The organism is Ruegeria sp. BC6 (assembly GCF_056539185.1).
Genome location: NZ_JBQFUM010000002.1, coordinates 103,977 through 129,643 on the forward strand (window position 1 = coordinate 103,977; position 25,667 = coordinate 129,643).

Sequence of the window (25,667 nt, forward strand, 5' to 3'; positions counted from 1 at the left end):
GGAAGGGGCTGGGTGGGGGCGGCCAGTGCCGCCCCGCATCAGGGATCAGTTCGAGGACATTTCCGACTTGATCATGTCATAGGCGGCTTGCGCATCGACGCCGGCTTCGTTGACTTCGGCAATAACCTTGGCGCGCACGTCCTCGGCGATCGTCGAGAACTTCTCCATGTCCTCGGCAGCGGCTTCGTGGATCGCATTGCCCTCGGTGCTTTGGGTCGCTTCACGGCCGATGGCGTCGATCTCGTCCCAGATCTTGCCGATTTCGCGGCTCAACGGTTCGCCGAACACGTTTTCTTCCAGCGCTTTTTGGATGTCCTCGGGCAGGTCGGCGAAGGTGTCCTCGTTCATGATGAAGGCAAACGACCCGCGATACAGGCCGCCCGGCATCTCATAGACGTTCGGGGCCACTTCGGTCAGCTTGAAGCCCTTGCGGGATTCGAACGGCATGACAACGCCGTCGGCGGCCTTCGAGGCCAGTGTTTCATAGACCTTGGGGGCCGGAACCTGGATGCCGGTCGCACCCAGTGCGGTGCCCACATCGCCACCGACGCCACCGGGGATCCGCACCTTGAGGCCCGAGATCTGGTCCATCGAGGTCACCGGGCTGCTGGTGTGCAGCTGGGCGGGGCCGTGGGTGTGCAGAGCGATGACCTTGACGCCGCGGTGTTCGTCGGCGGCCTTCAGGTATTTGTCGTAAGCGCGCCAATAGGCGACCGAGGCGGCCTCGGCCGAGCCCTCATAGCCTGGCAGTTCAATCAGCTTGGTCGTCACGAAGCGGCCCGGCTGATAGCCGTGGAAGATGATCGAGGCATCCGCCGCGCCATCCATGATCAGGTCCATCTGGGCTGGGGGCGGGGCGATACCCAGCTTCAACTCGGCAGTCACCTTGCCGTCGGTGGCCTCTTCGACCATCTCGACGAATTTGGGCCACATCTTGGCGTTGATCCCGTGGGTGGGCGGCGCCCAGCTGGAAATCGTCAGGGTGTAATCCGCCGCAAATGCCACGCTGCCCGATACTGCCAGGGCAGCGGTCGCCAACAGCGTTTTGATCCCGTTGAGTTTCATGACTGGTTTCCTCCTCCAAAACATGAGTCATAAATGCGTTAATGGTCCTTTTTGTAACCATCAACCGGCCGAAAGCCCGGATTCGGCGCTTCGTCGGAGAAATTTATTGACCAACCGTTCGGTTAATGCAAGAAGAATATCGAAACGAATGCAAAGCGAGCGGCCCATGAGCGATACGATTCTTGCGCAGCGGCGTGGAAATTATGTGGAAATCACTCTCAACCGCCCTGATCGCCTGAACAGTTTCACCGAGGAAATGCACCACGCCCTGCGCCGCGCCATCGAAGGCGCGCGCGATGAGGGCGCGCGGGCGATCCTGCTGACCGGAGCCGGCCGCGGGTTCTGCGCGGGGCAGGATCTGGCTGATCGCGATCCGTCGAAAATGGACGGCCCACCGGATCTGGGCCACACGGTGCGCACCTTCTATGCGCCGCTGGTGCGGTTGATCCGGTCGCTGAACTTTCCGGTGATCTGCGCGGTCAATGGCGTGGCCGCGGGCGCGGGCGCCAATCTGGCGCTGGCCTGCGATATCGTGCTGGCCGCCGAGTCCGCGAAATTTATCCAGTCCTTCGCCAAGGTCGGGCTGATCCCCGATACCGGCGGCAGCTGGCACCTGCCGCATCTGCTGGGCGAGGCGCGGGCCAAGGGGCTGGCGCTGACCGGCGAGCCCTTGGCGGCGAAAACGGCTGAAGACTGGGGCCTGATCTGGAAAGCCCTGCCCGATGCCGACCTGATGGCCGAGGCGCGCGCCTTGGCCGAACGCCTGTCGAACGGCCCGACGTTGGGTTTGGGTCTGACCAAGCAGACCATCCAGGCCGCTGCGACCAACAGCCTGACCGATCATCTGGAGATCGAGGCCGACGCCATGAAGACCTGCGGTGAATCCGCCGATTATGCCGAGGGTGTCGCAGCTTTTCTGGAAAAGCGCGGCCCGGAGTTTCGGGGCAAATGAGCATGACGCCGAAAGAACGCGCCGAAAAAGCCGCCGCCGCGATGTGGGCGCAGGACCATGCCTCGAAATGGGCGGGGATGGAACTGGTCGAGGTCGACGAGGGCACCGCGACGCTGGCGCTGACCGTGCAGCAGCACCATTGCAACGGGCACGGGATCTGCCATGGCGGCGTGACCTTCATGCTGGCCGACAGCGCCTTTGCCTTTGCCTGCAACAGCCGCAACCAGTCGACCGTGGCCCAGCACAACGTGATCAGCTATGTCGCGCCGGGCCGGCTGGGCGACCGGCTGACCGCCCGCGCCACCGAGCAGAGCCTGACAGGCCGCAGCGGCATCTATGACGTGACGGTGACCAACCAGGACGGCCGCAAGATCGCCGAGTTCAGGGGTTTTTCCCGCGCGATCAACGGCACCCTGTTTCCAGAATCTTGAGGTGAGGAGGACATCATGAAAGATCTGACCCCGAACAAAGCGGATCTTGACCCGATCGAGATCGCGTCGATCGATGAAATCCGCAGCTTGCAGCTGGACCGCCTGAAATGGTCGCTGCGCCATGCTTATGACAACGTGCCGATGTACAAGCAGCGGTTCGACGAGGCCGGGGTGCATCCCGACGATCTGAAAACCCTGGCCGATCTGGCCAAGTATCCCTTCACCTACAAGAACGATCTGCGTGACCAATATCCGTTCGGCCTGTTCGCCGTTCCGCGCGAGCAGATCATCCGCCTGCATGCCTCGTCCGGCACCACGGGCAAGCCGACCGTGGTGGGGTACACCAAGAACGACATCGACAACTGGGCCGATCTGGTGGCCCGCAGCCTGCGCGCCAGCGGTCTGCGCAAGGGCGACATGATCCACAACGCCTATGGTTACGGCCTGTTCACCGGCGGCCTGGGCGCGCATTACGGAATCGAGCGGCTGGGCGCCACGGTCGTTCCCATGTCCGGCGGTCAGACCGAGAAACAGGTGGCCCTGATCACCGATTTCAAACCCGACGGCATCATGGTCACGCCGTCCTACATGCTCAACATCCTGGAACAGTATCACAAGGTCGGGATGGACCCGCGCGAAAGCTCGCTGTCGGTGGGCGTGTTCGGGGCCGAGCCCTGGACGGATGCGATGCGCAAAGAGGTCGAGCAGGCCTTTGACATGCATGCCGTCGATATCTACGGCCTGTCCGAGATCATGGGGCCGGGCGTCGCCAACGAATGCGTGGAAACCAAGGACGGCCCGGTCATCTGGGAGGATCATTTCTACCCCGAAATCATCGACCCGCAGACCGGCGAGGTTCTGCCCGACGGCGAAATGGGCGAGTTGGTCTTTACCACGCTGACCAAGGAAGGCCTGCCAATGATCCGCTACCGCACCCGTGACCTGACGCGGCTGCTGCCGGGCACCGCGCGCTCGATGCGGCGGATGGAGAAGATCACCGGCCGCAGCGACGACATGATCATCCTGCGCGGGGTCAACGTCTTCCCCAGCCAGATCGAGGAACAGGTCATGGCCACCGGCGGCATCGCCGCGCATTACCAGATCGAGCTGTACAAATCCGGCCGCATGGACGCGATGCGCGTCTTTGTCGAGGCGATGCCCGACGCGGCCGACGAACTCAGCAAGACCGCCGCCGCGCGGATGCTGACCAAGCGGATCAAGGACATCGTTGGCGTTTCCACCGAGATCGTTGTAGGGGACCCCGGCGATGTCGAACGCAGCCGGGGCAAGGCCAAGCGCGTCGTCGACAACCGAGACAAGGAGTGAGGTTTGGCCCGTACGATTGCAAAAGATCACGACCAGAAACGCGCCCAGATCCTGAAATCGGCGGCGCGGGTCTTTGCCCGCGAAGGCTTCGACCGCGCCTCAATGACCCAACTGGCGCGCGAATGCGGGATCTCGAAGGCCAACATCTATCACTATTATGACAGCAAGGACGCGATCCTGTTCGACATTCTCGAGACCTATCTGCGGGAACTGCGCGACCTGATCTGCGGGCTCGAGATTGAAGGCCTCAGCCCGCCCGAAAAGCTGCACCGCGTGGTGGCCGAGATCCTGCTGGCCTATCAGGGCGTGGATGACGAACACCGGGTCCAGACCAGCGGCATGTCGGCTCTGCCCGAGGATCAGCAGCGCCTGTTGCGCGGGTATCAGCGCGACATGGTGAATTTTCTCAGTGGTATCCTGTCCGAGGTCGCGCCCGACGTGTTCCAGGGCGACGGGGCCAAGCTGCGTTCGGCCACGATGTCGGTCTTCGGCATGCTGAACTGGTATTACATGTGGAACTCCGGTGCCGATGCGCAGGCGCGCCGGGACTATGCCGCGCTGGTCAGCAACCTGACCCTGTCGGGCGTCAAGGCGCTGTAGCACCGGTCCTGCCGACAATGTGATTTGGCTTTTGCGAGTGCCCCGGCGTTTACTTGTGGTCGGAGGGCGCCATGCAAAATCCGGAACGGTTCGACAAATTCTATTTCGCCAAGGTCGGGATGGGCGAGGCCTGCGGCTGCGCCGAGCGAATCATCGACGTCTATGAATTCAACCGCAAAGCGGGTGCGCGTGACGCAGGCACGGGCAAGGTGGCCCGGCCACGGCGTCGCGGCCTGCGATCGCTTGCCCTGAAATACGGCCTGATCAGCCGCCCCGGCGGGCGGTGATCATGGAGTGCGCAGGCCCAGTCGCGTGACGACCTCGGCTGCCTCGGCCAGCCAGCGGTTTTTCAGTTCGACCCCCGAGGCCCGGCGCAGGCCCATCTGGCGCAGCTTTTCCATCCGCTCGGGGTTGCCCGCGCCGAAACTTGCGGCCACGCGGGGCCACCAGTAATCGACCGAGTCCTGCATCGCCGGTGCCTCGCCCTGATCCAACAGCTTCACCGCGCCTTCCAGGGCCAATTCACCGTGATGCGCCTCGATCGGGGCGATGGCGCGGAACGCTTCGGCCAGCGGCTGATAGGACACAAGCGCGAACTCGGCCAGTTGCACGCCCACGGCCCGGCTCATCAGTAGATTCATCACCACCGCATCGGTCCAGCCTTCGATCGGATAGTTGAAGACCGCAAGCCGCATGTCATGTTCGCTGCGCGCGGCCCCGATATCGGCGGAACGGTCCAGCCGCGCGGTCCACGGGTGATGCGTGGCGTAGCGGTCGGTATCCGCGCCGAACTCGCCCATGATCTTCAGAACGCGGTCGGCATTGTCGGTCTTTTCCAGAACGATCTTCGCCGCCGCGATGCGTTCCTTGATGCCCGGACCCTGGTTGATCATGTCGGCGAAGCCCGCCGCACCGGCCAGTTCGCTGTCGACGAAGGTCGCCATCAGCTTCATCAGCTCGGCCCGGTATCGGGGTGGCACGTTGGTCGGGTTGGTCAGAACGCCGCCTGCGGCCAGGTAGCTTTCGATGCTCATGTCTTCGGCCATGGTCCTTCTCCCTTTACTGGTCGTAATCGACGACGACATTGTCGGTCAGCGGGTAGGCCTGGCAGCTGAGCACATAGCCTTTTTCGACCTCGTAATCCTCGAGTGCGTGGTTGGCGACCATCTCGACCTCGCCTTCAATCACCTTGCAGCGGCAGGTCGAACAGACCCCGGCCTTGCAGGCAAAGGGAGCGTCCATCGCGTTTTCCAGCGCCGCGTCCAGAATGGTCTGGTCCTTGGGCATGGTGATGGTCTGGGTGGCGCCGTCCAGCGTGACCCGCGCTTGGGTTTGGTTGGCCTGCGCGGCGCTGGCGGCATCGCCCTGTTTGCGTTTGGCGCGGCCGGGTTGGGCGCTGGCGAACAGCTCGAACTTGATCTGGCTGTCATCCAGCCCGTGTTCGCGCAGTGCCTCGGCAATGCCCAGCATCATAGGTTCGGGGCCGCAGATAAAGGCGGTGTCGGTGTTTTCGACGTCGATCCAATGCTGGAACAGTTCTGCGCATTTTTCCTTGGTCACCAACCCGGTGAACAGGTCGATCTCCTGCGCGTCGGTTTCCAGGATATGGATCACGTTCAGGCGGCCCATGTACTGGTTCTTCAGGTCTTCCAGCTCTTCGCGGAACATGATCGTGTTCACGCCCTTGTTGGCATAGACCAACGTGAAGCGCGCATTCGGCTCGCGCGCCATCGTGGTCTTGAGGATCGACAGCACGGGCGTGATGCCCGACCCGCCGGCAAAGCCCAGGTACTGCCGGTGCGCGGACGGGTCCAGCGGAGTGTGGAAGGCCCCCATCGGCGGCATCGCCTGCAGCCTGTCGCCCACTTTCAGCTCGGTATTGGCCCAGGTCGAAAAGGCGCCGCCCTCGACCCGTTTGATGCCCACCTGCAGAACGCCGTCATCCTTGCCTGCGCAGATCGAGTAGGAGCGGCGCAGCTCTTCCCCGTCAAATTCGTGGCGGAAGGTCAAGTACTGGCCCTGGACAAAGTCGAATTCCTCGGCCGCGCCGTTCACCGGCTTCAGCGTGACCACGACCGCGTCGCGGATGGTCTTGTGGATGTCGGTGACTTCCAGATCGTGAAAACGTGCCATCCGGTCCTCCTCAGATGCACTTGAAATAGTCGAAGGGTTCCAGGCAGTCGGTGCAGCGCCAATGCGCCTTGCACGGGGTCGAGCCGAACTGGCTGACCTTTTCCACTGCCGTGCTGTCGCAATGCGGGCAGCGGTCGGGTCCGCCCGCGGGCTGGGGCGGCGCGATGCCATAGTCCTTCAGCTTCGCACGGCCCTTGTCGCTGAGCCAATCGGTCGTCCAGGCCGGAGAGATGCGGGTCTCCAGCTTGATTTTGTCGATGCCGTGGTCGCGCAGGGCGGTTTCGATGTCCATCGCGATGACCGAGGTCGCCGGGCAGCCCGAGTAGGTGGGCGTCACGGCAACCTTCAGCGTGTCGCCTTCCCATGTCACATCGCGCACGATGCCCAGATCGACGACCGAGATCACGGGGATCTCGGGGTCGGGCACGGCGTCGAGCCATTCCCAGACCTGCTCTACGGTGGCGCGGTTCATCGAGCTTTACCAGGTTGCGCCCGGATAGGCCCGCTGCAGCCATTGCATCTGGGTCAACAGGTGGCCCAGATGTTCGGTATGCATGCGCCCGTCGCGGCCGCCCTTGTGGGCAAAGCGGCTGTCGGGAATGGTCAGGGTGGCCTCGGTCAGCACGCGCTGAACCAACGCGTCGTACTCGTCGCGCAGACCGGCGGGATCGGGGGCGATGCCGGACGCTGCCGTTTCCGCATCGACGTCGTCGCTGGCGAACATCTCGCCCACATAGGGCCAGAGGTAATCCAGCGCCTCCTGCATGCGCCTGTGGCTTTCCTCGGTGCCGTCGCCCAGCCCGACAACCGTGTCGCTGGACCGTTCAAGGTGATAGGCGACCTCTTTGCTGGCCTTCGCGGCAATCGCCGCGACCCCGTCGTCAGACGATTTCATCAGCCGACCCAGCATGATCGAGTGCCACGCATCAAACAGAAACTGGCGCATCAGGGTGTGGCCAAAATCGCCGTTGGGCACCTCGACCAGCAGCACGTTGCGGAAATCCCAAGCGTCGCGCAGAAAGGCCAGATCATCGGCAGACTTGCCTTCGCCCTGGACCTCTCCGGCTAGGCCCAGCCACATCTGCGTCTGGCCGATCAGGTCCAGCGCGGTGTTGGCCAGCGCGATGTCCTCCTCCAGCACCGGCGCATGGCCGCACCATTCGCTGACGCGATGGCCCAGGATCAGCGTGTTGTCCCCCATCCGCAGCAGGAATTGCAGGAATGCCTCGTCGCGGGTCATCACATCGCCCCCACTTCTTCGGGGATGTCGAAAAAGGTCGGATGACGATAGACCTTGCTTTCGCTGGGCTCGTACAACGGGCCCTTGTCGCTGGGCGAACTGGCGGTGATGTTGTTGGCCTCGACCACCCAGATCGAGACACCCTCGTTGCGGCGGGTATAGACGTCGCGGGCATTCTTGATCGCCATTTCGGCGTCGGGCGCGTGCAGCGAGCCGACATGGCGGTGGCTCATGCCGTGCTGGCCGCGGATGAAGATTTCCCACAGGGGCCATTCGTTTTTCATCAGGTGTCCTCCTATCGGGTGGGTTATTCGGCTGCGACCTTGCGGGCGCGTTTCTTGCGGGCATGTTCCAGCAGACCGTCACGCACCCATTTGCCGTCGTCCCAGGCCTTGTTGCGGGCGGCCAGGCGGTCGGTGTTGCAGGGGCCGTTGCCCTTGATCACGTCAAAGAATTCCGACCAGTCGGGCTGAGTGAAATCGTAATGCCCGCGCTCTTCGTTCCACTTCAGGTCGGGGTCGGGGATGGTCAGGCCCAGATACTCGGCCTGCGGCACGGTCTGATCCACGAATTTCTGGCGCAACTCGTCATTGGTGTTGATCTTGATCTTCCACGCCATCGACTGGGCCGAATGCACCGAGTCCTTGTCGGACGGGCCGAACATCATCAGCGACGGGTACCAGAACCGGTTCAGGGCGTCCTGCGCCATCTTGCGCTGTTCGGGCGTGCCCTCGGCCATCTTGCGGATCGCGTCATAGCCCTGGCGCTGGTGAAAGCTTTCTTCTTTGCAGATGCGGATCATCGCGCGCGAATACGGCCCGAACGAGGTGCGCTGCAGCGGCACCTGGTTCATGATCGCCGCCCCGTCGACCAGCCAGCCCACCGCGCCGATATCGGCCCAGTTCAGCGTTGGATAGTTGAAGATCGAGCTGTATTTCATCCGCCCGTCCAGCAGCATCTCGGTCAGTTCGTCGCGGCTGACGCCCAGGGTTTCGGCGGCGCAGTACAGATAGAGGCCATGCCCGGCCTCGTCCTGCACCTTGGCCAGCAGGATCGCCTTGCGTTCCAGCGTGGGCGCGCGGGTGATCCAGTTGCCTTCGGGCAGCTGGCCGACGATCTCGGAATGGGCGTGCTGGCCGATCTGGCGAATCAGCGTCGCGCGATAGTCGTCGGGCATCCAGTCCTTGGGCTCGATCTTGATGTCGGCGTCGATCTTGTCCTGAAAGGCGCGTTCCTGCTCGGTCATTTCCTCGCGGGATTTGACGCCTGTTCCTGCCGTCTTGATCATCTGAGCGTACATGTCGGGTCTCCTCCCTTACACGCGTTCGAGAATAAGTGCGGCGCCCTGGCCCACGCCCACGCACATGGTGCACAAGGCATAGCGCCCGCCGGTGCGGCGCAGCTGATAGGCCGCCGTCATGACCAGCCGTGCGCCGGACATGCCCAGCGGATGGCCGATGGCGATAGCGCCGCCATTTGGATTCACATGGGGGGCGTCATCGGCCACGCCAAGTTCACGCAGGGTGGCCAGACCCTGGGCGGCGAAGGCCTCGTTCAATTCTATCACATCCATCTGCTCGATGCTCAGCCCCGTGCGGGCCAGCACTTTGCGGGTGGCCGGGACCGGACCGATTCCCATGACCCGAGGCTCGACCCCCGCGACCGCCATGCCCACGACACGGGCCATTGGGGTCAGGCCGTTTTTCTGCGCGGCGGCCTCGTTGGCCAGCAGAATGGCCGCGGCGCCGTCATTGACGCCCGAGGCATTGCCCGCCGTCACCGTCTTGTCCGGCCCGTTGACGCCCTTCAGGCCCGCCAGCTTTTCGGCCGTGGTGCCGGGGCGGGGGTGTTCGTCGGTGTCCACCACCAGCGGGTCGCCCTTGCGCTGGGGGATGGTGACGGGGGTGATTTCCTCGGCAAAAACGCCGGCCTGATGCGCGGCCGCCCAGCGGGCCTGGCTGCGCGCGGCAAAGGCATCCTGATCTGCGCGGCTGATGTCATAGTCCTCGGCCACGTTGTCGGCGGTCTGCGGCATCGAATCCGTGCCGTACATCTGTTGCATCTTTGGGTTCACGAAACGCCAGCCGATCGTGGTGTCATAGACCGCGTTGGCGCGGGAAAAGGCGCTGGTGGCCTTTGGCATCACGAAGGGCGCGCGCGACATGCTTTCGACGCCACCGGCAATCGCCATGTCATAATCGCCCGCCTTGATGGCCCGCGCGGCCATGCCGACCGCATCCATGCCGCTGGCGCACAGGCGGTTGATCGTGGTGCCGGGCACCTGAACCGGGAAACCGGCCAGCAGGGCGGCCATGCGCGCCACGTTCCGGTTGCTTTCGCCGGCCTGGTTGGCATCGCCCAGGATCACGTCATCCAGGCTGGCCCAGCCCACCTGCGGGTTCCGCTCTTTCAGCGCAGCCAGCGGAATCGCGGCCAGATCGTCTGTGCGAACCTGGGACAGGGCCCCGCCATAGCGTCCGATCGGGGTGCGCTGTGCGTCGCAGATGAAAGCGTCCATGCGTCAGAACCTCGTGTCTTGCGTCCGAGTCAATAAGTGACCGCTTGGTCGGGTAATACGCCCGGAAGTGATTCGCGGCAAGGAAAATGTAACGCAATTTGGCATCAAATCGAATTTCAGTAACGTATTTGTGTCGACAAGAGAAAGCCCGCACGAAGGCGGGCGATCTCGATCTTCGGGGCAGGAACTGGCTAAAGCTGACCGGCCTCGGTCAGAACCTTGCGCGCCACGCGAAAGCATTCCAGCGCCTGCGGGACGCCGCAATAGATACCGACGGCATGGATGATCGCCCGAATCTCCTCCTTGCTTACGCCGTTGTTCAGGGCTCCGCGACAGTGGATCTCCCACTCGTGCATCTTGCCCAGGGCGCCGATCATCGACAGGTTCATCATCGAGCGGGTCTTGGGGTCGATCACCTCGTCCCCCCAGCCAAAGCCCCAGCACCAGGCTGTCATGGCCTCCTGAAACGGGCGGGTGAAATCATCTGCCGCGGCCAGGTTCTTTTCCACGTATTCGTCGCCCAGCGTCGCCTTCCGCTGCGTCAGCCCCTTCAGGAACAGGTCTTCGTCAAAGATGTCGGCCATCGTCCACTCCGCTTGCATCTGTATCCACCGCCTCGCGCATCCATTGCTGCAAGCGGGCGATCGAATGTTCCGACATTACGCCGCAAGCCGGGTCCAGCACCAGCGGGCCGGGGCGATAGCCGCGCGATTTCAGGCCGCGATGCACGCTTTCAACCAGCCGGATGTCCTCTTCGACCGTGGTTTCCCGGTCCTGCACCGCCAGTTGGCGGATCACCGCGCTTTCGGACCCGCCCTCGGTGTACCATCCGCGCCAGACGGTACAGTGATCGGCATCCTGCGCGCGCCAGTGATAGGTGTTCAGCACATTGCCGGGATAGCACTGGAACGAGAACATCGGCCACAGAAACCACGACTGATAGTCACCCGCATGGGGCACAGACAGGTCGATGGGATAGGTCATCTTGTCGAGGCTCTGACACTCGGTCGTATGGCGCAGGACGTATCCGCCGCCTGCATCGGGTTGAATGTCATAGGTCTCGGGTTTGACCACACCGGTGGCAAAGGTCGGGTGATTGGTCGGGCAGTGATAGCATTCCGAGTAGTTCTCGATACTGACCTTCCAGTTGCAGTTCTCGGGGATCTCGACCCACTCCAGCGGCTCAAGGTCGTCAATCTGCGGGACAAAGGCGCGGATCTCCGCACGCACGCCGGGGTACCAGTCGTCCATCGGGGCGGCGTCATCGTCGAGGTTGACGAAGATGAAGCCGTTGAACAGCTCGGTCCGCACCGGGGTCAGGCAGATAGCGCTGCGGTCGAAGCCCGGAACCGATTTGATGTTCGGCCCGGCGCGCAGTTGCCCGGTCAGCTCATAGGTCCATGCGTGATAGGGGCAGACGACGACGCGGGTGTTGCCGGCCCCGGTCACCATCTCATGCGCGCGGTGCTGGCAGACATTGTAGAAGGTGCGGATTTCGCCATCGCGCCCGCGGATGCAGAACAAGTTCTGACCCGCGATTTCAAAGGCGAAATAGTCGCCCGGCTCGCGCACTTGCGCCACATGTCCGGCAAATTGCCAGGTGCGGGCCAGAAGGCCCTGTTTCTCCTGTTCGAATGTCGCCGGGTCGGTGTAATAGCGGGCCTCCAACGAGCGGGTCAGCGGTGCGGTCATTCAGGCTCCTCCGCATAAAGGCCAAGTTGGTGCCGGCGGCGGTGAAACCGCTCCACGCGCTCGACGATTTCATCGCTGGACAGGGCGACCACGAAGGACAGAAGCGTCTCCAGCAGCGCGATGGTCGAAACCGATGACGGAAAGAACTGGGGCGTGTCGGCGGCGACGACAAATCCGTGTTGCGCGTTCAGGATGACTGGGCTGGCGGGGCTGTCGGAGATGCTGACCACGGTCATGCCCTGTTCGCGGGCCAGCTTTACCGCCTCGATCACTTCGGTCCGGTAGGGGTGGCAGGTCATCGCGATCAGCACGTCCTGTTCATCGGCCCAGGCCAGATCGTCCACCGGGGTCGAACCGGGCCGGGGGATGGCGTGGAACTGCTTCATCCCGGTCGAGGCCAGATAGGTAAAGTTGCGCGCGTTCGCGTTGTTGACGCCGACGCCCAGCGTGAAAACCTGACGTGATGTCCAGATCGCCTCGGCCGCGGCCTGCAACCGGGTGGCGTCGATCCCGGCGAAGGTTTCTTCGATGTTTCGGATCGCTGCCCCAACCATGTCGGCATAGAGGCCGCCCAACTCGCCGGATTTGCCGATTTCCTGCAGCCAGCGGGCGCGGTCGGGGAACGACACGGTGCCCCGACGGATGGCGTCGCGGAACGGCGCGCGGAAATCCTCGTAGCCCTCAAAGCCCACCTGCCGCGCCATGCGGACGAAGGTGTTGGGTTTCACGTTCGCGGCCTCGGCGATCTCGCGCACGGTCGAAACGCCCACGTCCGTTGGGTTCTCCAGCACATAACGGGCAGCCTTCTGCGCTTCGGGCGTCAGGGCATCCCATTCACGGGTCAGCCGGTCAAGAACGGTGGTTGATACATTTGTGTCATTCATGATTGACGATGGTACAAATGTGGCCTTAGCCTGTCGAGTAGAAATGCGACTCGGTGAGAGGAAAAATCATGCCCGGGAATGAACTGCCGTCACAGGCCCGCGTGGTGATCGTGGGCGGAGGTGTCATGGGCGTGGGTCTGTCCTATCACCTGGCGCATGAGGGCTGGACGGATGTCGTTCTGCTGGAAAAGGCCGAGCTGACCAGCGGCAGCACCTGGCACGCGGCCGGGCAGATCACCCATTCGACCAGTTCCTTTGGTCTGGGCAAATGCGTGGACTACAACATCAGGCTCTATTCCGGAGCGCTCGAGGCCGAGACCGGGCAGGCGGTGACATGGCATGGATGCGGCTCGTTCCGGCTGGCCTATACCGATGACGAGATGGACTGGCAGCGCCACACCTTGTCGGTGGGCCGGTCGCTGGGTTTCAACATTGAGCTGGTCGGCCCCGACCGCGTGGCCGAACTGCACCCGTTCTACAACCTCGACGGAGTTCTGGGCGCGCTGCATACGCCGGATGACGGGCATGTGGACCCGACGAACGTGACCATGGCCATGGCGGCGGGGGCGCGTCAGCTGGGCGCGCGGATCATCCGCCGCTGCCGGGCCACCAACATCACCCAGGCGGCCAACGGCGAGTGGATGGTCGAGACCGAACGGGGAACGATCCGCTGCGAACACGTGGTGAATGCGGGCGGCACCTATGCCCGGCAGATGGGCGAATGGTCGGGCCTGCAACTGCCGATGACCTCCATGACCCACCACTATTTCGTGACCGAACCGGTGCCCGAGTTCCAAAATCTGGACCGGGAACTACCCGTTATTCGCGACGACAAGAAGGTCTCGGGCTATATCCGCATGGAGCAGAAGCGCGGGCTGATCGGGATCTATGAGAAGGAGAATTCGAACTCGGTCTGGCATGACCATTGCCCGTGGGACTATGAAAACTGGCTGTTCGACGCCGATTATGACCGGGTCATGCCGTGGCTTGAAGAGAGTCTGAACCGGATGCCGATTTTCGCCGATCTGGGGATCCAGCGCGAGGTTCACGGGGCGATCTCGCACCCGCCCGACGGCAATCCGCTGATCGGCCCGGCGCCGGGGGTGCGAAACTATTGGTGCTGCTGCGGCACTCAGATCGGCATCGGCTGGGGCCCGGGCCTGACGCGCGAACTGGCGCGGTGGATGGTGCATGGGGCGGCCGACATTTCGATGCGCGACTATGATCCGCGCCGGTTCGGGGCCTATGCCACCAAAGACTGGCAGGTCACCAAGGCGCATGAGGATTACAAGCTGCGCCACGAAATTCCGTTTCCGCATTTCAACCGTCTTGCCGGGCGGCCGGTCAAGCCGTCCCCCCTGTATGGCCGGCTGAAAGCAAAGGGGGCCGTGTTCGAAGAGGTTTATGGCCATGAACGCCCCCGCTGGTTCGCAAAGGACGGCGTTGAACAGCGCGACCATTATTCCTTCCGCCGCAATGTGGTGCATGACATGGTGGCCACCGAATGCAGGGCCGTGCGCGAGGCGGTCGGCATCACGGATATCTCGGCCTTCACCAAGGTCGAAATCAGCGGCCCGGATGCCCGGGCCCTGCTGGACCGGCTGGTCGCCAACCGCCTGCCGCAAAAGGTGGGCGGCATCGCGCTGACCCATATGCTCAACCGCCGTGGACGGATCGCGCTGGAGACCACGGTCGTGAAGCTGGCCGAGGACCGGTACTACCTCGTCTGTGCCGCCTTCTTCGAGCAGCGCCTGCTGGACCACCTGACCCAGCATCGCGACGAAGAAAACGTCGATATCATCCTGCGATCCGACGACTGGGCCGCGCTCAGCCTCAATGGCCCCCGGGCGCGCGAGGTTCTGGCCGCCTGCACCGAGGCGGATCTGAGCAATGCCCGTTTCAAATGGCTGACCGCGCAGGAAATCGACGTGGCGGGTCACCGGCTCTGGGCTTTCCGCATGTCCTATGCCGGTGAACTGGGATGGGAACTGCACATGCCGCGTGACAGCGCCTTGGCCGTCTACGATGCGCTCTGGGCCGCGGGCGCGCCGCTGGGCATCGCCGATTACGGGTCGTTCGCGATGAATGCGCTGCGGATGGAGAAGGCCTTCAAGGGCGCGGGCGAGTTGACCAACGAGGTCACCCTGGCCGAAGCCGACGTGCTGCGCTTTGCCCGCACCGACAAGGAATACCTGGGCAAGGACCGGACCCTGAACCCCGATCTGCGCTGGGTCTGCGCCTATCTTGAAATCGAACCGGATGGCCAGAACGATGGGCATGGCGGCGAGGCGGTCCTGCTGGATGGCCAGGTCGTGGGCTCCACCGCTTCGGTGGCCTACGGGCACACGGTCGGCAAGATCCTTGCCTTTGCCTATGTCAAACCGCAGGCCAATGTGCCGGGAACCGAAGTGCAGGTGGTGATTGCGGGCGCGCCGCGTCGCGGGCGGATCCTGGGCGCGCCCGCCTATGACCCGCAAAGCCTCCGGCCCCGCACCGATACCGCGATGGAGGCTGCGGAATGATCCCGAAGACGATGAAGGCCATGGTCCTGACCGGGCATGGCGATCTGGACAAATACGAATGGCATGAGGACTGGCCCACCCCCACACCCGGCCCGATGGAGGTGTTGATCAAGGTGGGCGCCTGCGGGCTGAACAACACGGATGTGAACACCCGCACCGGCTGGTATTCCAAGGCGGTGGACGAGGCCACCACCGGCGGCGCCTATTCCGAGTTGGATGACGACGACAGCACCTGGGGCGGCGCGCCCCTGACCTTCCCGCGCATTCAGGGCGCGGACGCGGTCGGAACAGTCGTGGCCGTGGGAGAGGGGGCCGATCCCGCGATCATCGGCCGGCGGGTGATCGTGGCGGGCTGGCTGCGCGACTGGTCCGAGCCGATGAACCGCGACAAGGCGGGATATTTCGGCTCGGAATGTGACGGCGGCTTTGCCGAATACACCAAGGCCGACATCCACGGCGTGGCTGCGATCGACTCCGACCTGAGCGATGCCGAACTGGCGACCTTCAGTTGTTCCTATGTGACGGCCGAGGGCATGTTGGACAGGGCGCAGGTCGGCGAGGGCGACACGGTTCTGATCCCCGGCGCCTCGGGCGGTGTGGGCGGGGCGCTGATCCAGTTGTCCAAGCTGCGCGGCGCCCGTGTGATCGCCATGGCCAGCGCGGCCAAGCACCCCGAGGTCGCCAAACTGGGCCCGGATCGCATTCTGCCGCGCAACCCCAGGAACCTGCGGGCCGAGTTGAAAGGCGAACGGATCACCGTCGTCGCCGACGTCGTGGGCGGAGAGATGTGGCCCAAACTGATCGACATGCTGGAGCGTGGCGGGCGCTATACCTGTTCGGGCGCGATTGCCGGTCCGATCGTGCAATTCGACCTGCGCACCTTCTATCTGCGCGATCTGACCTTCACCGGGTCGACCGTGAACACGCCGCAGAACTTCTTTGATGTCGTGAAATACATAGAAAATGGGCAAATCAAGCCAGCTTTGGCCGCCACTTACCCGTTGACTGAGCTGCGAGAGGCCCAGCAGGCCTTCATCGACAAGCATCATACCGGCAATATCGTGGTGATCCCATGACCCTGGAAAACGTTCTCGAAGCCGCGCGGCACCTGCATCAGAGTATGCCGGCGCTGTCGGAATTCGGCACCTGGCCCACCGACCTGACCGCAACCGGTTTGCAACCGCGGGCGATCCCCGCCACGACACTGGTGCAGGCGCTGGATCAACCCGGATCGCCCCGGACAACGGGGTTGGTTCAGGCGATCCGGTCGGCGGCGCATCTTGCCCACTGGAAACGCACCTATACCGAGGCAGAGGTCGGTGCCGATTTCCGCAATCGGTACGGGTATTTCGAGCTGTTCGGGCCAACCGGTCATTTCCATTCGACCCAGCTGCGGGGCTATGTCGCCTATTGGGGCGCCGGGTTGGACTATGACTGGCACAGCCATCAGGCCGAGGAGCTTTACCTGACGCTGGCGGGTGGCGCGGTCTTCAAGGTTGAAGGAGATCGGGCCTTTGTTGGCGCTGAGGGCACGCGGTTGCACGCCAGTTGGCAAAGCCATGCCATGTCCACGGGGGATCAACCGATCCTCACGTTCGTGCTGTGGCGGGGCGAGGGGTTGAACGACCTGCCCAGGATGGACGCCGCATGAAGATCACCCGCATCTCGGTCTTTCACGTCGATCTGCCGCTTGAACATCCCTATTGGCTGTCCGGCGGACGTCTGAAATTCGAGGTGCTGGATGCCACCTTCGTCAAGATCGAAACCGATGCCGGGCTGACCGGCTGGGGCGAGGGCACGCCATGGGGCCACACCTATGTGCCCGCGCATGGGCCGGGCATCCGGGCGGGGATCGAGACCATGGCGCGCTTCGTCTTGGGGCTGGACCCGCGCCGGGTTCTGGAGGTCGAGCGGGCGATGGACCACGCGCTGCCCGGGCATCTTTATGCCAAGTCGCCGATCGACATGGCCTGCTGGGACATTGCCGGACAGGCGGCCGGGCTGCCGATTGCCGATCTGATGGGCGGCGGGTCGCGCAGCCCCGCGCCGATCGCCTCCTCGGTCGGGGCCAAGACCGTCGAGGAAACCCGCGCGGTGATGGATCGCTATCGTGACCGCGGCTATTGGGTGCATTCGGTCAAAGTGGGTGGCGACGTGGAGCGTGACATAGAACGCATCCGCGATGTCGAGGCGCACCGCTCGGCGGGTGAGCGCATCCTCTATGACGTCAACCGCGCCTGGACGCGGCAACAGGCGCTGCGGGTGATGAAGGCCACCGAGGATCTGGGCGTGATGTTCGAACAACCCGGCGAGACGCTGGACGACATTGCCGCCATCCGGGCCCTGCATTCCGCGCCGGTCAGCGTGGATGAAAGCCTGGTCACCCTGCAGGACGCCGCGCGCATTGCCCGCGACGGGCTGGCCGAAGTCTTCGGAATCAAGCTCAACCGTGTCGGCGGCCTGTCCAAGGCTGCGCGGATGCGGGACATTGCGCTGGCGCATGGCATCGACATGTATGTGATGGCCACCGGCGGCTCGGTTCTGGCCGATACCGAGGCGCTGCATCTGGCCGCCACCATCCCCGACCACAACCGCTTGGGCGTCTGGGCCTGTCAGGACATGCTGACGCTGGACCTCGCGGGCGGGCGCGGCCCGCGCAACCGTCAGGGCCATCTTGAACTGCCCCAGGCCCCCGGCCTCGGCGTAGCCCCGGATGAAGATGCACTGGGGGAACCAAAGGCCGTGTACCAATGACCCGCATCACCCGCATCTCGCTCTGGCATGTGCCGCTGACCAGCCATCAGGCCTATTACATGGCTGACGGCAAGGCCTGCGACACGGTTGAAACGGTGGTTCTGGCGCTGGACACCGATGACGATCTGACCGGCTGGGGCGAGGTCTGCCCGATTCCGCATTACCTGCCCGCCTATGCGCGCGGTGTGGCCCCGGCGGTGCAGGACATGGCCGCGGTTCTGCTGGGCGCCGACCCGATCGGACCCGAGGCGTTGATGGCGCGGCTGGACCGGCACCTGCCGGGGCATGTCTATGCCAAATCGGCGATCGACATCGCGTTGTGGGATCTGACGGGGCAGGTGGCAGGGCTGCCACTGCACGCGCTGCTGGGCGGTCGGCGGGCGCAGACGATGCCGCTCTATCACTCGATCACCTGTATCGCCCCGGCCGAGATGGCCCGCATCGCCCGAGAGGCTCAGGCGCAGGGCATCACCCAGTTCCAGGTCAAGCTGGGCGCGGATGCCGATTGGCAGGCCGATGTCGAGCGTCTGCGTCTGGTGCGCGAAGCGGTGGGAGACGGGCCGCTGGTCTATGGCGACTGGAACTGCGGCGCCACGTCTCTGGATGCCAGTCGGGTGGGGCGGGCGGTCGCGGATCTGGATGTGATGCTGGAACAACCCTGTGCCACGATTGAAGATTGCGCCCGCGTGCGCGCCGCCACCGGACTGCCGATGAAGCTGGACGAATGCGCACACGACACCGCCAGCCTGATGGCTGCGCATGCGTTGGGCTGCATGGATGCGGTCGCGGTGAAGCTTTCGAAATTCGGCGGGCTGTCGGCGGCGCGCCGTGCGCGTGATCTGTGCCTGCATCTGGGGGCGAAGATGTGCGTCGAAGACACCTGGGGGTCTGACATCACCACAGCCGCCCTGCTGCATCTGGGCGCGGCCACCGAACCGGCGCGCCTGATGAACGTGTGCGACCTGTCGGGCTATGTCGCGCCGCGGCTGGCGCCGGATGGCCCAACCCGCAAGGGCGGCCGGATCGCGCCGCCCGACGGGATCGGCCTGGGCGTCGCGCCCGACCGCGAATACCTGGGCGCGCCGGACGTGATACTGGATTAGGGAGGCGACCATGCCGCGACATCTCAGCCAATCCGATTGGTGCCAACGCGCCCGGGCGGTGCTGCCCGGCGGTGGCTTTGGCAATTTCGACCCGTCGGTTTTCATCCGCGAGGGCCGGGGCAGCCGCGTCTGGGGCGAAGACGGCAAAGAATATGTCGACCTGCTGATCGGCTCGGGGCCGATGCTGCTGGGCCACGGCCACCCCGAGGTGTTGGAGGCCGTCGCCGAACAGATGCCCAAGGGCATGACGTTCTTCGCCAACAACGCGCGCGCGGTCGAACTGGCCCAGGAGATCTGCGCCGCCGTGCCCTGCGCCGATCAGATCCGCTATGTCTCGTCCGGCGGCGAGGCTGACATGTACGCGATCCGGCTGGCCCGCGCCTTTACCGGCCGCGACAAGATCGTGAAGTTCGAAGGCGGCTATCACGGCATGAGCGCCGAAGCACAGATGAGCCTGGCCCCGTCAAGGATGGTGAATTTCCCGCAGGCGGTTCCCGACAGCGCGGGCATACCGGCCAGCGTTCAGGCCGAAATGCTGATCGCGCCGTTCAACGACCCGGACTACATCCGATCGCTGCTGGCCGAGCACGGCAACCAGGTCGCGGGCATCATCGTCGAGCCCTTGCAACGCATCATCCCGCCCGAACCCGGCTTCTTGCAGCTTCTGCGGGACGAGGCCGACAGGTACGGCATCGTGCTGATCTTCGACGAGGTGGTGACCGGGTTTCGTTTCGCCTATGGCGGCGCGCAGGAGCTGTATGGCGTGACCCCCGACATCGCCACGCTGGGCAAGATCATCGGCGGCGGCTTTCCCCTGGCCGCGATCGCTGGGCGGGCCGAGATCATGGCCCATTTCGACAAATCCGCCGTTGGGGCGGAGAAATGGCTGATGCAGTTGGGGACCCTGTCGGGCAATCCGGTGGCTGCGGTGGCCGGGCTCAAGACGATGGAGTTGCTGCGCCGTCCCGGTCAGTACGACCTGCTGCGCGCCAATGGTCAGCGTCTGATGGACATGGCCTCGGCCGCGCTGACCAAGCATGGGGTCGCGCATCGCGTCATCGGCGATCCGACCCTGTTCGAAATCGTGTTCACGAAAGCAAAGGTGCGCGATTATCGCGATGTGGTCCGCGCGGACACGGCCAAGGCAACCCGGTTCAATGCGGTTCTGATGCAGAACGGGATGTTCAAGTCGCCGGGCAAGACCTATCCGTCCTTGGCGCTGACCGAAGCGGACTTTGACCTGTGCGAAGCCGCCTATGCCAAGGCCGCGCAGGCCGTGGCCGAAGTGCAGAGTGCGGGCGTGTCTTAGTAGACGCCCGCCATCACCAGGCGAACTATGTCTTCGCGCTTGAGGCCGCGCGCAGCCAGTTCTTCGTCGGTCAACTCGCTGAGTTGCTTGATCTTGATGACCTTGGCATTTGCTTCGCCCATGCGGATCAAAGCATCATAGATGCCGCTGAACACATCGGCGACGGCCGAGAACAGGTTCAGGATTGCAGGGCGGTGCGTGCTTGTCTGTGCCATGAGCGGAGCCTCTCTGGTCTGTATGTGACCAAAGAGATTTAGACCTGATGCTGCAGTGCAGCTAGGCACTTGAGGGAATAGCCGCTGTGCATCTGGTGCAAGTCTGGCCCGACAGGCGCAGCCTCAGGCCTTGAACTGGTCGTCTACCGGCACCTGCAAGGCGGTGGCCAGGGCGTTGGTCTGGCTGGCCATCGCGATCACCGCCAGCAGTTCGGCCTGCATCTGGTCGGTCATGCCCTTGGCGCGGGCCGCGGCCGAATGGGAGTGCACGCAGTATTCGCAATTGTTGGCGACCGAGACCGCCACATAAAGCATCTCTTTCACAAGCGGGTCCAGCGCGCCGGGGGCCATGACGGTCTTGAGCCGCTCCCACGTCGTTTTCAGCAGTGCCGGGTCGTGGGCCAGAGCGCGCCAGAAATTGTTGATGTAATCGGTGTTGCGGGTGGCGCGGATGTCATCGAAGACGGCCAGCGCCTCGGCGCTGACCTCTTCGTCCGTCAACAGGCGAACCGTTGCCATGCTCAGACCATCGCAAAGATGCGCGCCGGGCCGCCCGACCCGCCACGATGGGCCGGCGCGCCGACCACCAGTGTCGCTCCGCTGGCGGGCACCTTGTCGAGATTGGCCAGGTTCTCGATGCCGTAACGGTTGGTGGGCAGCCACGCGTAGTGCGTCACGAAATCGGCCGATGGCCCGTGGTCCAGCGACAGCGTGTCGACGGCCAGAGCAACCGCGCCGGTTCCTTCGATCAGCATCTGCGCCGCTTCGACGTGGAAGCCGGGGAAATGCATCTTGCCGTCGCCGTCGGCGTTGCGGAACTCGGGAGTCGCGGTTTTCCCGGCCCATCCCGAATGCATAGCGACACAGGCGCCATCGGGGATGTCGCCATTTGCTGCGATCCACGCCTTCAGATCGTCGGGGGTCACCTGCGCATCCGGGTCCTCGGCCGCGCGGGCGGCAATGTCCACCACGCACAGAGGACAGACGAGATTCGACACCGGGATTTCGTCCACCGACTGCCCATCCGCCGAGAAATGCAGCGGGGCATCGACATGCGTGCCGGTGTGTTCGTTGACGGCAAGGTTGAACAGGTTGAAGCCATGCTCCTTGAAATTGAAGGCCTGGGTCGCCTCGATCCCCGGCTGGCCGAAATAGGTGGGGAAATCGGCGTCGTAGACATGGGTCATGTCCAGCACCTCTCCATGGCCTGCGGCCAGCGCCGGTGGGGCTGCCACCGTTCCAAGCGTCGTGCCGGCCGCCATCGCCGCGCCAGCCTTGAAAAAGGATCGACGCGACAGCATCCGGTCTTTCACCGCGTTCATTACGCAAACGTCACACATTTCAAAACTCCCTGTTCTGCAATCTGTTTTCGCTCCCGGCCGAATTCATTGGCCGGGTGGGCAAAGCCTAGCACGGTTTTCCGCGATCCGGTTCACAAGTTGTTTGGGGCCTGCTCGCCGGCAACATATGCGGCCCGGCGGCGCAGTCGGGTATAAGGGGTTGAACCCGCGCGCGGACGGGTTCAATCTATTGCGGAATATTGTTCCGCCATGCGGAACAAGCTGGGGTTGGCAAGAGGAGACCAAGTCTGATGTCCGAGGCGGTGGAATACGAACGGATTGGCGATATCGCGGTGCTGGCGGCGAACAACCCGCCGGTCAATGCGCTGGGCGTGGATGTGCGCCGGGGCCTGCTGGCCGGGATCGAACGGGCCGAGGCCGAGGGCGCAAAAGCGGTGCTGATTTACGGCAAGGGCCGGACCTATTTCGCGGGGGCCGACATCCGCGAGTTCGGCAAACCCCCGCAAGAGCCCTGGCTGCCCGGCCTGTGCGACCGGATCGAGGCCTCGCCCCTGCTGGTGGTATCGGCGTTGCATGGCACGGCGCTGGGCGGTGGGCTCGAAGTTGCGCTGTCCAGCCACTACCGCATCGCGGTTCCCTCGGCCAAGGTCGGCCTGCCCGAGGTCAATCTGGGCATCCTGCCGGGTGCCGGGGGCACCCAGCGTCTGCCGCGCGTGGCCGGGGTCGAGGCCGCGCTGGACATGATCACAACCGGTCGCCATGTCCGCGCCGACGAGGCGCTGAAGCTGGGCGTGATCGACAAGGTGCAGGATGGCGACCCGCGCGAGATCGGGCTGGCCTATGCGCAGGAGCTGCTTGACTCGGGTACGCCCCGCCGCGCGGTCGGAGAGATGCCCGCGCCGGACCCCGTCGATTTCGATGCGGTCTACGAGGCCGTTCTGAAGAAGGGCCGCGGCCAACTGTCCCCCGCCGTTGCCGTGCGTGCCGTGCAAGCCGCCTGCGAGGCGCCCAGCTTTGCTGAGGGCATGGCGCGCGAGCGGGAACTGTTCATGCAGTTGATGGAATCGGATCAGCGCAAGGGTCTGATTCACGCCTTCTTCGCCGAACGCGCCGTGGGCAAGCTGCCCGAACTGAAGGGTGTCGAGCCGCGTCCGGTGCATCAGATCGGGGTCATCGGCGGCGGCACGATGGGCGCGGGGATCGCCACCGCCGCCTTGTTGGCCGGTCTGCCCGTGACCTTGCTGGAGATGACGCAGGAGGCCGCCCATGCGGCCAAGGACCGGATCGCCGGAAACCTGGCAGGCGCCCTGAAGCGCGGCAAGATCAGCCAGCAGCAGTACGACTCGATTCTGTCGGACCAATTGCAGCTTGCCACCGGTTATGACGCGCTGAGCGCCGTCGATCTGGTGATCGAGGCCGTGTTCGAGGATATAGACGTCAAGAAACAGGTCTTTGCCCAACTGGATGCGGTCTGCAAACCGGGGGCGGTTCTGGCGACCAACACCTCGTATTTGGACGTCAACGAGATCGCCGCCGCCACCACGCGGCCGGAGGACGTGATCGGGCTGCATTTCTTCTCGCCCGCCCATGTGATGAAGCTGCTCGAGATCGTGGTGGCCGACAAGACCGCGCCCGAGGTGGTCGCCACTGGCTTTGCGCTGGGGCATCGGCTGAAGAAGGTCTCGGTGCGCGCAGGGGTGTGCGACGGGTTCATCGGCAACCGGATCCTCAGCACCTATCGCACCTGTGCCGATCACATGGTTCTGGACGGGGCAAGCCCGTTCCAGATCGACAAGGCGCTGACCGATTTCGGCTTTGCCATGGGGCCGTTCGCGGTGTCCGATCTGGCCGGGCTGGATATCGGCTGGGCGGTGCGCAAACGCAAACGCACCGAGGGGCTGGACCCGCGCGCCCGCGACAGCAGCTATGCCGACAAACTGTGCGAGGCCGGGCATTTCGGGCAGAAGACCGGCAAGGGCTTCTATGTCTATGAAAAAGGCAAGCGCGGCGGCACGCCGAACCCCGAGGTTCTGGACCTGATCGCGGCCGACCGCGCGGCGCAGGGTATCACCCCGCGCACGTTCACGGATGACGAGATCGTGCGGCGATATATGGTCTCGATGGTCAACGAGGCCGCCAAGGTGGTGGGCGAGGGCATCGCCCGCCGCCCACTGGATGTGGATGTGGTGCTGCTCTATGGCTATGGGTTCCCGCGTTATCGCGGCGGGCCGCTGAAATGGGCCGATCTGCAGGGCCTGCCGGGTATTCTGGACGACATCCGCGCCTGGTCGGCCGAGGATGACTATTTCTGGCAACCCGCGCCGCTGCTGGAAAAACTGGTGGCCGAGGGCCGCAGCTTTGATGATCTGAACAAGGACGCCGAGTGATGAAACAAGCCGTAATCGTATCCGCCGCGCGCACCGGGCTGGCCAAGTCGTTCCGGGGCTCGTTCAACATGACCCACGGCGCCACGATGGGAGGCCACGCGGTTCAGGCCGCGGTCGCGCGGTCGGGGCTGGATGGGGCCGAGATCGAGGATTGCATCATCGGTTGCGGTTTCCCCGAAGGCGAGACCGGCAGCAACATCGCCCGCCAGATCGCCATCCGGGCCGGGCTGCCGGTCAGCGTTTCGGGCATGACCGTGAACCGGTTCTGCTCGTCGGGGCTGCAGACCGTGGCGCTTGCGGCGCAGGCCATCACCGAGGGCGGCGCGGGCCCCATCGTGGCCGGCGGGGTCGAGAGCATCTCGCTGGTTCAGCCGAAAACCCGGCCGGTGCCCGAGGCGTGGATTCAGGAGCACAAGCCGGCGATCTACATGACGATGATCGAGACTGCCGACATCGTGGCCGAGCGCTATGGCATCAGCCGCGAAGAACAGGACGCCTACGGCCTGCGGTCGCAGCAGCGCATCGCGGCGGCGCAGGCGGCGGGCAAGTTCGACGACGAGATCGTGCCGATGCAGACCACCATGGCGGTCAAGGACAAAGAGACGGGCGAGGTCTCGCACCGGCAGGTCACCGTGGACCGGGATGAATGCAACCGACCGAACACGACCCTGGAAGGGCTGGCCACACTCGAGCCGGTGCGCGGCCCCGGAAACTACATCACTGCCGGCAATGCCAGCCAGCTGTCGGACGGCGCAGCCGCGGTGATCGTAATGGACAGCGCCGAGGCCGAGCGTCGGGGTCTGGAGCCCATGGGCGCGTTCAAGGGGTTCTGCGTGGCGGGGTGCGAGCCCGACGAGATGGGCATCGGCCCGGTCTTTGCGGTGCCGCGCCTGCTGGAACGGCATGGTCTGAGCGTCGAGGACATCGACCTGTGGGAGCTGAACGAAGCCTTTGCCTCGCAAGCGCTGTACTGCCGCAACCGTCTGGGAATCGATGACGAGAAATGCAACGTGAACGGCGGCTCGATTGCCATCGGGCATCCGTTCGGCATGACCGGCGCGCGGATGGTCGGCCATCTGCTGCGCGAAGGGCGGCGGCGCGGGGCAAAGCTGGGTATCGTGACCATGTGCATCGGTGGCGGCATGGGCGCGGCCGGTCTGTTCGAAATCTATTGAAGAATGGGGCACCGGGCTAGCCCATCGAGGGCCGGCCCGGCGCAGCCCGGCCCGCGGGGC

Annotated in this window: 27 protein-coding genes; 13 read left to right on the forward strand and 14 right to left on the reverse strand. The window is 64.3% G+C overall.

What is annotated here, in order from left to right; all coding sequences use genetic code 11:
- Positions 1–45 precede the first annotated feature (45 nt).
- Positions 46–1,065, reverse strand: a complete 1,020-nt coding sequence (locus ACR0MM_RS07945; RefSeq protein ID WP_170357008.1) for a TRAP transporter substrate-binding protein — start codon at positions 1,063–1,065, stop codon at positions 46–48.
- A gap of 166 nt (positions 1,066–1,231) precedes the next feature.
- On the opposite strand from ACR0MM_RS07945, the gene paaG reads away from it, so the two are divergent.
- From paaG to ACR0MM_RS07970, 5 genes are all read left to right on the forward strand, one after another.
- The gene (gene paaG / locus ACR0MM_RS07950) at positions 1,232–2,017 is read left to right on the forward strand and encodes a 2-(1,2-epoxy-1,2-dihydrophenyl)acetyl-CoA isomerase PaaG (protein WP_480695470.1); all 786 of its coding nucleotides are present in this window, start codon (positions 1,232–1,234) and stop codon (positions 2,015–2,017) included.
- Positions 2,018–2,019: 2 nt separating this feature from the next.
- Positions 2,020–2,448 (forward strand): hydroxyphenylacetyl-CoA thioesterase PaaI, encoded by a 429-nt coding sequence (paaI, locus tag ACR0MM_RS07955; RefSeq protein WP_170442829.1) that lies wholly within the window; start codon positions 2,020–2,022, stop codon positions 2,446–2,448.
- A 15-nt stretch (positions 2,449–2,463) separates the two neighbouring features.
- Positions 2,464–3,774 carry a phenylacetate--CoA ligase PaaK gene (paaK, locus tag ACR0MM_RS07960; protein WP_480695472.1) on the forward strand — a complete coding sequence of 437 codons (1,311 nt, stop codon included), beginning with the start codon at positions 2,464–2,466 and terminating at the stop codon, positions 3,772–3,774.
- A 3-nt stretch (positions 3,775–3,777) separates the two neighbouring features.
- Positions 3,778–4,374 (forward strand): TetR/AcrR family transcriptional regulator, encoded by a 597-nt coding sequence (locus tag ACR0MM_RS07965; protein WP_170436209.1) that lies wholly within the window; start codon positions 3,778–3,780, stop codon positions 4,372–4,374.
- Positions 4,375–4,445: 71 nt separating this feature from the next.
- Positions 4,446–4,661: a hypothetical protein gene (locus tag ACR0MM_RS07970; RefSeq protein WP_480695474.1), complete on the forward strand. Its 216-nt coding sequence runs from the start codon at positions 4,446–4,448 to the stop codon at positions 4,659–4,661.
- On the opposite strand, the gene ACR0MM_RS07975 is transcribed toward ACR0MM_RS07970, so the two are convergent.
- The 10 genes from ACR0MM_RS07975 to ACR0MM_RS08020 all read right to left on the reverse strand — a co-directional run bounded on the left by ACR0MM_RS07975 (position 4,662) and on the right by ACR0MM_RS08020 (position 12,841).
- Entirely contained in the window at positions 4,662–5,420 is a 759-nt protein-coding gene (locus ACR0MM_RS07975; RefSeq protein WP_480695476.1) for a Phenylacetic acid catabolic protein, read from the reverse strand.
- Positions 5,421–5,433: 13 nt separating this feature from the next.
- On the reverse strand, positions 5,434–6,507 hold the full coding sequence (locus ACR0MM_RS07980; protein ID WP_480695478.1) for a 2Fe-2S iron-sulfur cluster-binding protein: 1,074 nt from the start codon (positions 6,505–6,507) through the stop codon (positions 5,434–5,436).
- A 10-nt stretch (positions 6,508–6,517) separates the two neighbouring features.
- Complete coding sequence (paaD, locus tag ACR0MM_RS07985; protein ID WP_170365215.1) at positions 6,518–6,979, reverse strand: 1,2-phenylacetyl-CoA epoxidase subunit PaaD; 462 nt, start codon at positions 6,977–6,979, stop codon at positions 6,518–6,520.
- A gap of 6 nt (positions 6,980–6,985) precedes the next feature.
- Positions 6,986–7,747, reverse strand: a complete 762-nt coding sequence (paaC, locus tag ACR0MM_RS07990; RefSeq protein WP_480695480.1) for a 1,2-phenylacetyl-CoA epoxidase subunit PaaC — start codon at positions 7,745–7,747, stop codon at positions 6,986–6,988.
- Positions 7,747–8,031: a 1,2-phenylacetyl-CoA epoxidase subunit PaaB gene (paaB, locus tag ACR0MM_RS07995; RefSeq protein ID WP_005978248.1), complete on the reverse strand. Its 285-nt coding sequence runs from the start codon at positions 8,029–8,031 to the stop codon at positions 7,747–7,749. The genes paaC and paaB overlap by 1 nt, the downstream gene beginning before the upstream one ends.
- A gap of 23 nt (positions 8,032–8,054) precedes the next feature.
- Complete coding sequence (gene paaA / locus ACR0MM_RS08000) at positions 8,055–9,047, reverse strand: 1,2-phenylacetyl-CoA epoxidase subunit PaaA (RefSeq protein WP_170340298.1); 993 nt, start codon at positions 9,045–9,047, stop codon at positions 8,055–8,057.
- A gap of 15 nt (positions 9,048–9,062) precedes the next feature.
- Positions 9,063–10,265, reverse strand: a complete 1,203-nt coding sequence (gene pcaF, locus ACR0MM_RS08005) for a 3-oxoadipyl-CoA thiolase (RefSeq protein WP_170369837.1) — start codon at positions 10,263–10,265, stop codon at positions 9,063–9,065.
- A gap of 191 nt (positions 10,266–10,456) precedes the next feature.
- Positions 10,457–10,849 (reverse strand): carboxymuconolactone decarboxylase family protein, encoded by a 393-nt coding sequence (locus tag ACR0MM_RS08010; protein ID WP_480695482.1) that lies wholly within the window; start codon positions 10,847–10,849, stop codon positions 10,457–10,459.
- Positions 10,833–11,957, reverse strand: coding sequence for an aromatic ring-hydroxylating oxygenase subunit alpha (locus ACR0MM_RS08015; protein WP_170371822.1), 1,125 nt, complete (start codon positions 11,955–11,957; stop codon positions 10,833–10,835). The genes ACR0MM_RS08010 and ACR0MM_RS08015 overlap by 17 nt, the downstream gene beginning before the upstream one ends.
- Positions 11,954–12,841 (reverse strand): MurR/RpiR family transcriptional regulator, encoded by an 888-nt coding sequence (locus tag ACR0MM_RS08020; RefSeq protein WP_170371820.1) that lies wholly within the window; start codon positions 12,839–12,841, stop codon positions 11,954–11,956. The genes ACR0MM_RS08015 and ACR0MM_RS08020 overlap by 4 nt, the downstream gene beginning before the upstream one ends.
- Before the next feature lie 68 nt (positions 12,842–12,909).
- Between ACR0MM_RS08020 and ACR0MM_RS08025 the strand changes: the two genes are divergently transcribed.
- The 6 genes from ACR0MM_RS08025 to ACR0MM_RS08050 are packed head-to-tail and all read left to right on the forward strand — an operon-like array spanning position 12,910 to position 20,529.
- Positions 12,910–15,363, forward strand: a complete 2,454-nt coding sequence (locus tag ACR0MM_RS08025) for an FAD-dependent oxidoreductase (RefSeq protein ID WP_480695484.1) — start codon at positions 12,910–12,912, stop codon at positions 15,361–15,363.
- Positions 15,360–16,439, forward strand: coding sequence for an alcohol dehydrogenase family protein (locus tag ACR0MM_RS08030; protein WP_217354727.1), 1,080 nt, complete (start codon positions 15,360–15,362; stop codon positions 16,437–16,439). The genes ACR0MM_RS08025 and ACR0MM_RS08030 overlap by 4 nt, the downstream gene beginning before the upstream one ends.
- Positions 16,436–17,014 carry a dimethylsulfonioproprionate lyase family protein gene (locus ACR0MM_RS08035; RefSeq protein ID WP_170369828.1) on the forward strand — a complete coding sequence of 193 codons (579 nt, stop codon included), beginning with the start codon at positions 16,436–16,438 and terminating at the stop codon, positions 17,012–17,014. The genes ACR0MM_RS08030 and ACR0MM_RS08035 overlap by 4 nt, the downstream gene beginning before the upstream one ends.
- On the forward strand, positions 17,011–18,117 hold the full coding sequence (locus ACR0MM_RS08040) for a mandelate racemase/muconate lactonizing enzyme family protein (RefSeq protein WP_480695487.1): 1,107 nt from the start codon (positions 17,011–17,013) through the stop codon (positions 18,115–18,117). Before ACR0MM_RS08035 ends, ACR0MM_RS08040 begins: the two co-directional genes overlap by 4 nt.
- Positions 18,114–19,220: a mandelate racemase/muconate lactonizing enzyme family protein gene (locus tag ACR0MM_RS08045; protein ID WP_480695489.1), complete on the forward strand. Its 1,107-nt coding sequence runs from the start codon at positions 18,114–18,116 to the stop codon at positions 19,218–19,220. The genes ACR0MM_RS08040 and ACR0MM_RS08045 overlap by 4 nt, the downstream gene beginning before the upstream one ends.
- Before the next feature lie 10 nt (positions 19,221–19,230).
- Positions 19,231–20,529 (forward strand): aspartate aminotransferase family protein, encoded by a 1,299-nt coding sequence (locus tag ACR0MM_RS08050; RefSeq protein WP_480695491.1) that lies wholly within the window; start codon positions 19,231–19,233, stop codon positions 20,527–20,529.
- Here ACR0MM_RS08050 and ACR0MM_RS08055 read toward each other — a convergent pair.
- The 3 genes from ACR0MM_RS08055 to ACR0MM_RS08065 all read right to left on the reverse strand — a co-directional run bounded on the left by ACR0MM_RS08055 (position 20,526) and on the right by ACR0MM_RS08065 (position 22,084).
- On the reverse strand, positions 20,526–20,744 hold the full coding sequence (locus tag ACR0MM_RS08055; protein WP_093964526.1) for a hypothetical protein: 219 nt from the start codon (positions 20,742–20,744) through the stop codon (positions 20,526–20,528). The two genes, ACR0MM_RS08050 and ACR0MM_RS08055, sit on opposite strands and share 4 nt — an antisense overlap.
- Before the next feature lie 123 nt (positions 20,745–20,867).
- Complete coding sequence (locus tag ACR0MM_RS08060) at positions 20,868–21,263, reverse strand: carboxymuconolactone decarboxylase family protein (protein ID WP_480695493.1); 396 nt, start codon at positions 21,261–21,263, stop codon at positions 20,868–20,870.
- A 2-nt stretch (positions 21,264–21,265) separates the two neighbouring features.
- A complete protein-coding gene (locus tag ACR0MM_RS08065) occupies positions 21,266–22,084 on the reverse strand; it encodes a cyclase family protein (RefSeq protein WP_480695495.1) in 819 nt (272 codons plus the stop codon).
- Between the two features lie 251 nt (positions 22,085–22,335).
- On the opposite strand from ACR0MM_RS08065, the gene ACR0MM_RS08070 reads away from it, so the two are divergent.
- Complete coding sequence (locus ACR0MM_RS08070; RefSeq protein WP_480695497.1) at positions 22,336–24,432, forward strand: 3-hydroxyacyl-CoA dehydrogenase NAD-binding domain-containing protein; 2,097 nt, start codon at positions 22,336–22,338, stop codon at positions 24,430–24,432.
- Positions 24,432–25,607, forward strand: a complete 1,176-nt coding sequence (locus ACR0MM_RS08075) for an acetyl-CoA C-acyltransferase (RefSeq protein WP_480695499.1) — start codon at positions 24,432–24,434, stop codon at positions 25,605–25,607. Before ACR0MM_RS08070 ends, ACR0MM_RS08075 begins: the two co-directional genes overlap by 1 nt.
- The last annotated feature ends 60 nt before the right edge of the window (positions 25,608–25,667 follow it).

What these genes read in the sequence shown, in the direction of transcription:
- ACR0MM_RS07945 (WP_170357008.1), bottom strand. Translation starts at nt 1,065, where the DNA reads ATGAAACTCAACGGGATCAAAACGCTGTTGGCGACCGCTGCCCTGGCA.
- ACR0MM_RS08030 (WP_217354727.1), top strand. Translation starts at nt 15,360, where the DNA reads ATGATCCCGAAGACGATGAAGGCCATGGTCCTGACCGGGCATGGCGAT.
- ACR0MM_RS08025 (WP_480695484.1), top strand. Translation starts at nt 12,910, where the DNA reads ATGCCCGGGAATGAACTGCCGTCACAGGCCCGCGTGGTGATCGTGGGC.
- ACR0MM_RS08060 (WP_480695493.1), bottom strand. Translation starts at nt 21,263, where the DNA reads ATGGCAACGGTTCGCCTGTTGACGGACGAAGAGGTCAGCGCCGAGGCG.
- ACR0MM_RS08035 (WP_170369828.1), top strand. Translation starts at nt 16,436, where the DNA reads ATGACCCTGGAAAACGTTCTCGAAGCCGCGCGGCACCTGCATCAGAGT.
- ACR0MM_RS08040 (WP_480695487.1), top strand. Translation starts at nt 17,011, where the DNA reads ATGAAGATCACCCGCATCTCGGTCTTTCACGTCGATCTGCCGCTTGAA.
- paaA (WP_170340298.1), bottom strand. Translation starts at nt 9,047, where the DNA reads ATGTACGCTCAGATGATCAAGACGGCAGGAACAGGCGTCAAATCCCGC.
- paaB (WP_005978248.1), bottom strand. Translation starts at nt 8,031, where the DNA reads ATGAAAAACGAATGGCCCCTGTGGGAAATCTTCATCCGCGGCCAGCAC.
- ACR0MM_RS08010 (WP_480695482.1), bottom strand. Translation starts at nt 10,849, where the DNA reads ATGGCCGACATCTTTGACGAAGACCTGTTCCTGAAGGGGCTGACGCAG.
- ACR0MM_RS08015 (WP_170371822.1), bottom strand. Translation starts at nt 11,957, where the DNA reads ATGACCGCACCGCTGACCCGCTCGTTGGAGGCCCGCTATTACACCGAC.
- ACR0MM_RS08020 (WP_170371820.1), bottom strand. Translation starts at nt 12,841, where the DNA reads ATGAATGACACAAATGTATCAACCACCGTTCTTGACCGGCTGACCCGT.
- ACR0MM_RS08045 (WP_480695489.1), top strand. Translation starts at nt 18,114, where the DNA reads ATGACCCGCATCACCCGCATCTCGCTCTGGCATGTGCCGCTGACCAGC.
- paaC (WP_480695480.1), bottom strand. Translation starts at nt 7,747, where the DNA reads ATGACCCGCGACGAGGCATTCCTGCAATTCCTGCTGCGGATGGGGGAC.
- ACR0MM_RS07970 (WP_480695474.1), top strand. Translation starts at nt 4,446, where the DNA reads ATGCAAAATCCGGAACGGTTCGACAAATTCTATTTCGCCAAGGTCGGG.
- paaD (WP_170365215.1), bottom strand. Translation starts at nt 6,979, where the DNA reads ATGAACCGCGCCACCGTAGAGCAGGTCTGGGAATGGCTCGACGCCGTG.
- ACR0MM_RS07980 (WP_480695478.1), bottom strand. Translation starts at nt 6,507, where the DNA reads ATGGCACGTTTTCACGATCTGGAAGTCACCGACATCCACAAGACCATC.
- ACR0MM_RS08075 (WP_480695499.1), top strand. Translation starts at nt 24,432, where the DNA reads ATGAAACAAGCCGTAATCGTATCCGCCGCGCGCACCGGGCTGGCCAAG.
- ACR0MM_RS07975 (WP_480695476.1), bottom strand. Translation starts at nt 5,420, where the DNA reads ATGGCCGAAGACATGAGCATCGAAAGCTACCTGGCCGCAGGCGGCGTT.
- paaG (WP_480695470.1), top strand. Translation starts at nt 1,232, where the DNA reads ATGAGCGATACGATTCTTGCGCAGCGGCGTGGAAATTATGTGGAAATC.
- pcaF (WP_170369837.1), bottom strand. Translation starts at nt 10,265, where the DNA reads ATGGACGCTTTCATCTGCGACGCACAGCGCACCCCGATCGGACGCTAT.
- ACR0MM_RS08070 (WP_480695497.1), top strand. Translation starts at nt 22,336, where the DNA reads ATGTCCGAGGCGGTGGAATACGAACGGATTGGCGATATCGCGGTGCTG.
- paaK (WP_480695472.1), top strand. Translation starts at nt 2,464, where the DNA reads ATGAAAGATCTGACCCCGAACAAAGCGGATCTTGACCCGATCGAGATC.
- ACR0MM_RS08065 (WP_480695495.1), bottom strand. Translation starts at nt 22,084, where the DNA reads ATGTGTGACGTTTGCGTAATGAACGCGGTGAAAGACCGGATGCTGTCG.
- paaI (WP_170442829.1), top strand. Translation starts at nt 2,020, where the DNA reads ATGACGCCGAAAGAACGCGCCGAAAAAGCCGCCGCCGCGATGTGGGCG.
- ACR0MM_RS08055 (WP_093964526.1), bottom strand. Translation starts at nt 20,744, where the DNA reads ATGGCACAGACAAGCACGCACCGCCCTGCAATCCTGAACCTGTTCTCG.
- ACR0MM_RS08050 (WP_480695491.1), top strand. Translation starts at nt 19,231, where the DNA reads ATGCCGCGACATCTCAGCCAATCCGATTGGTGCCAACGCGCCCGGGCG.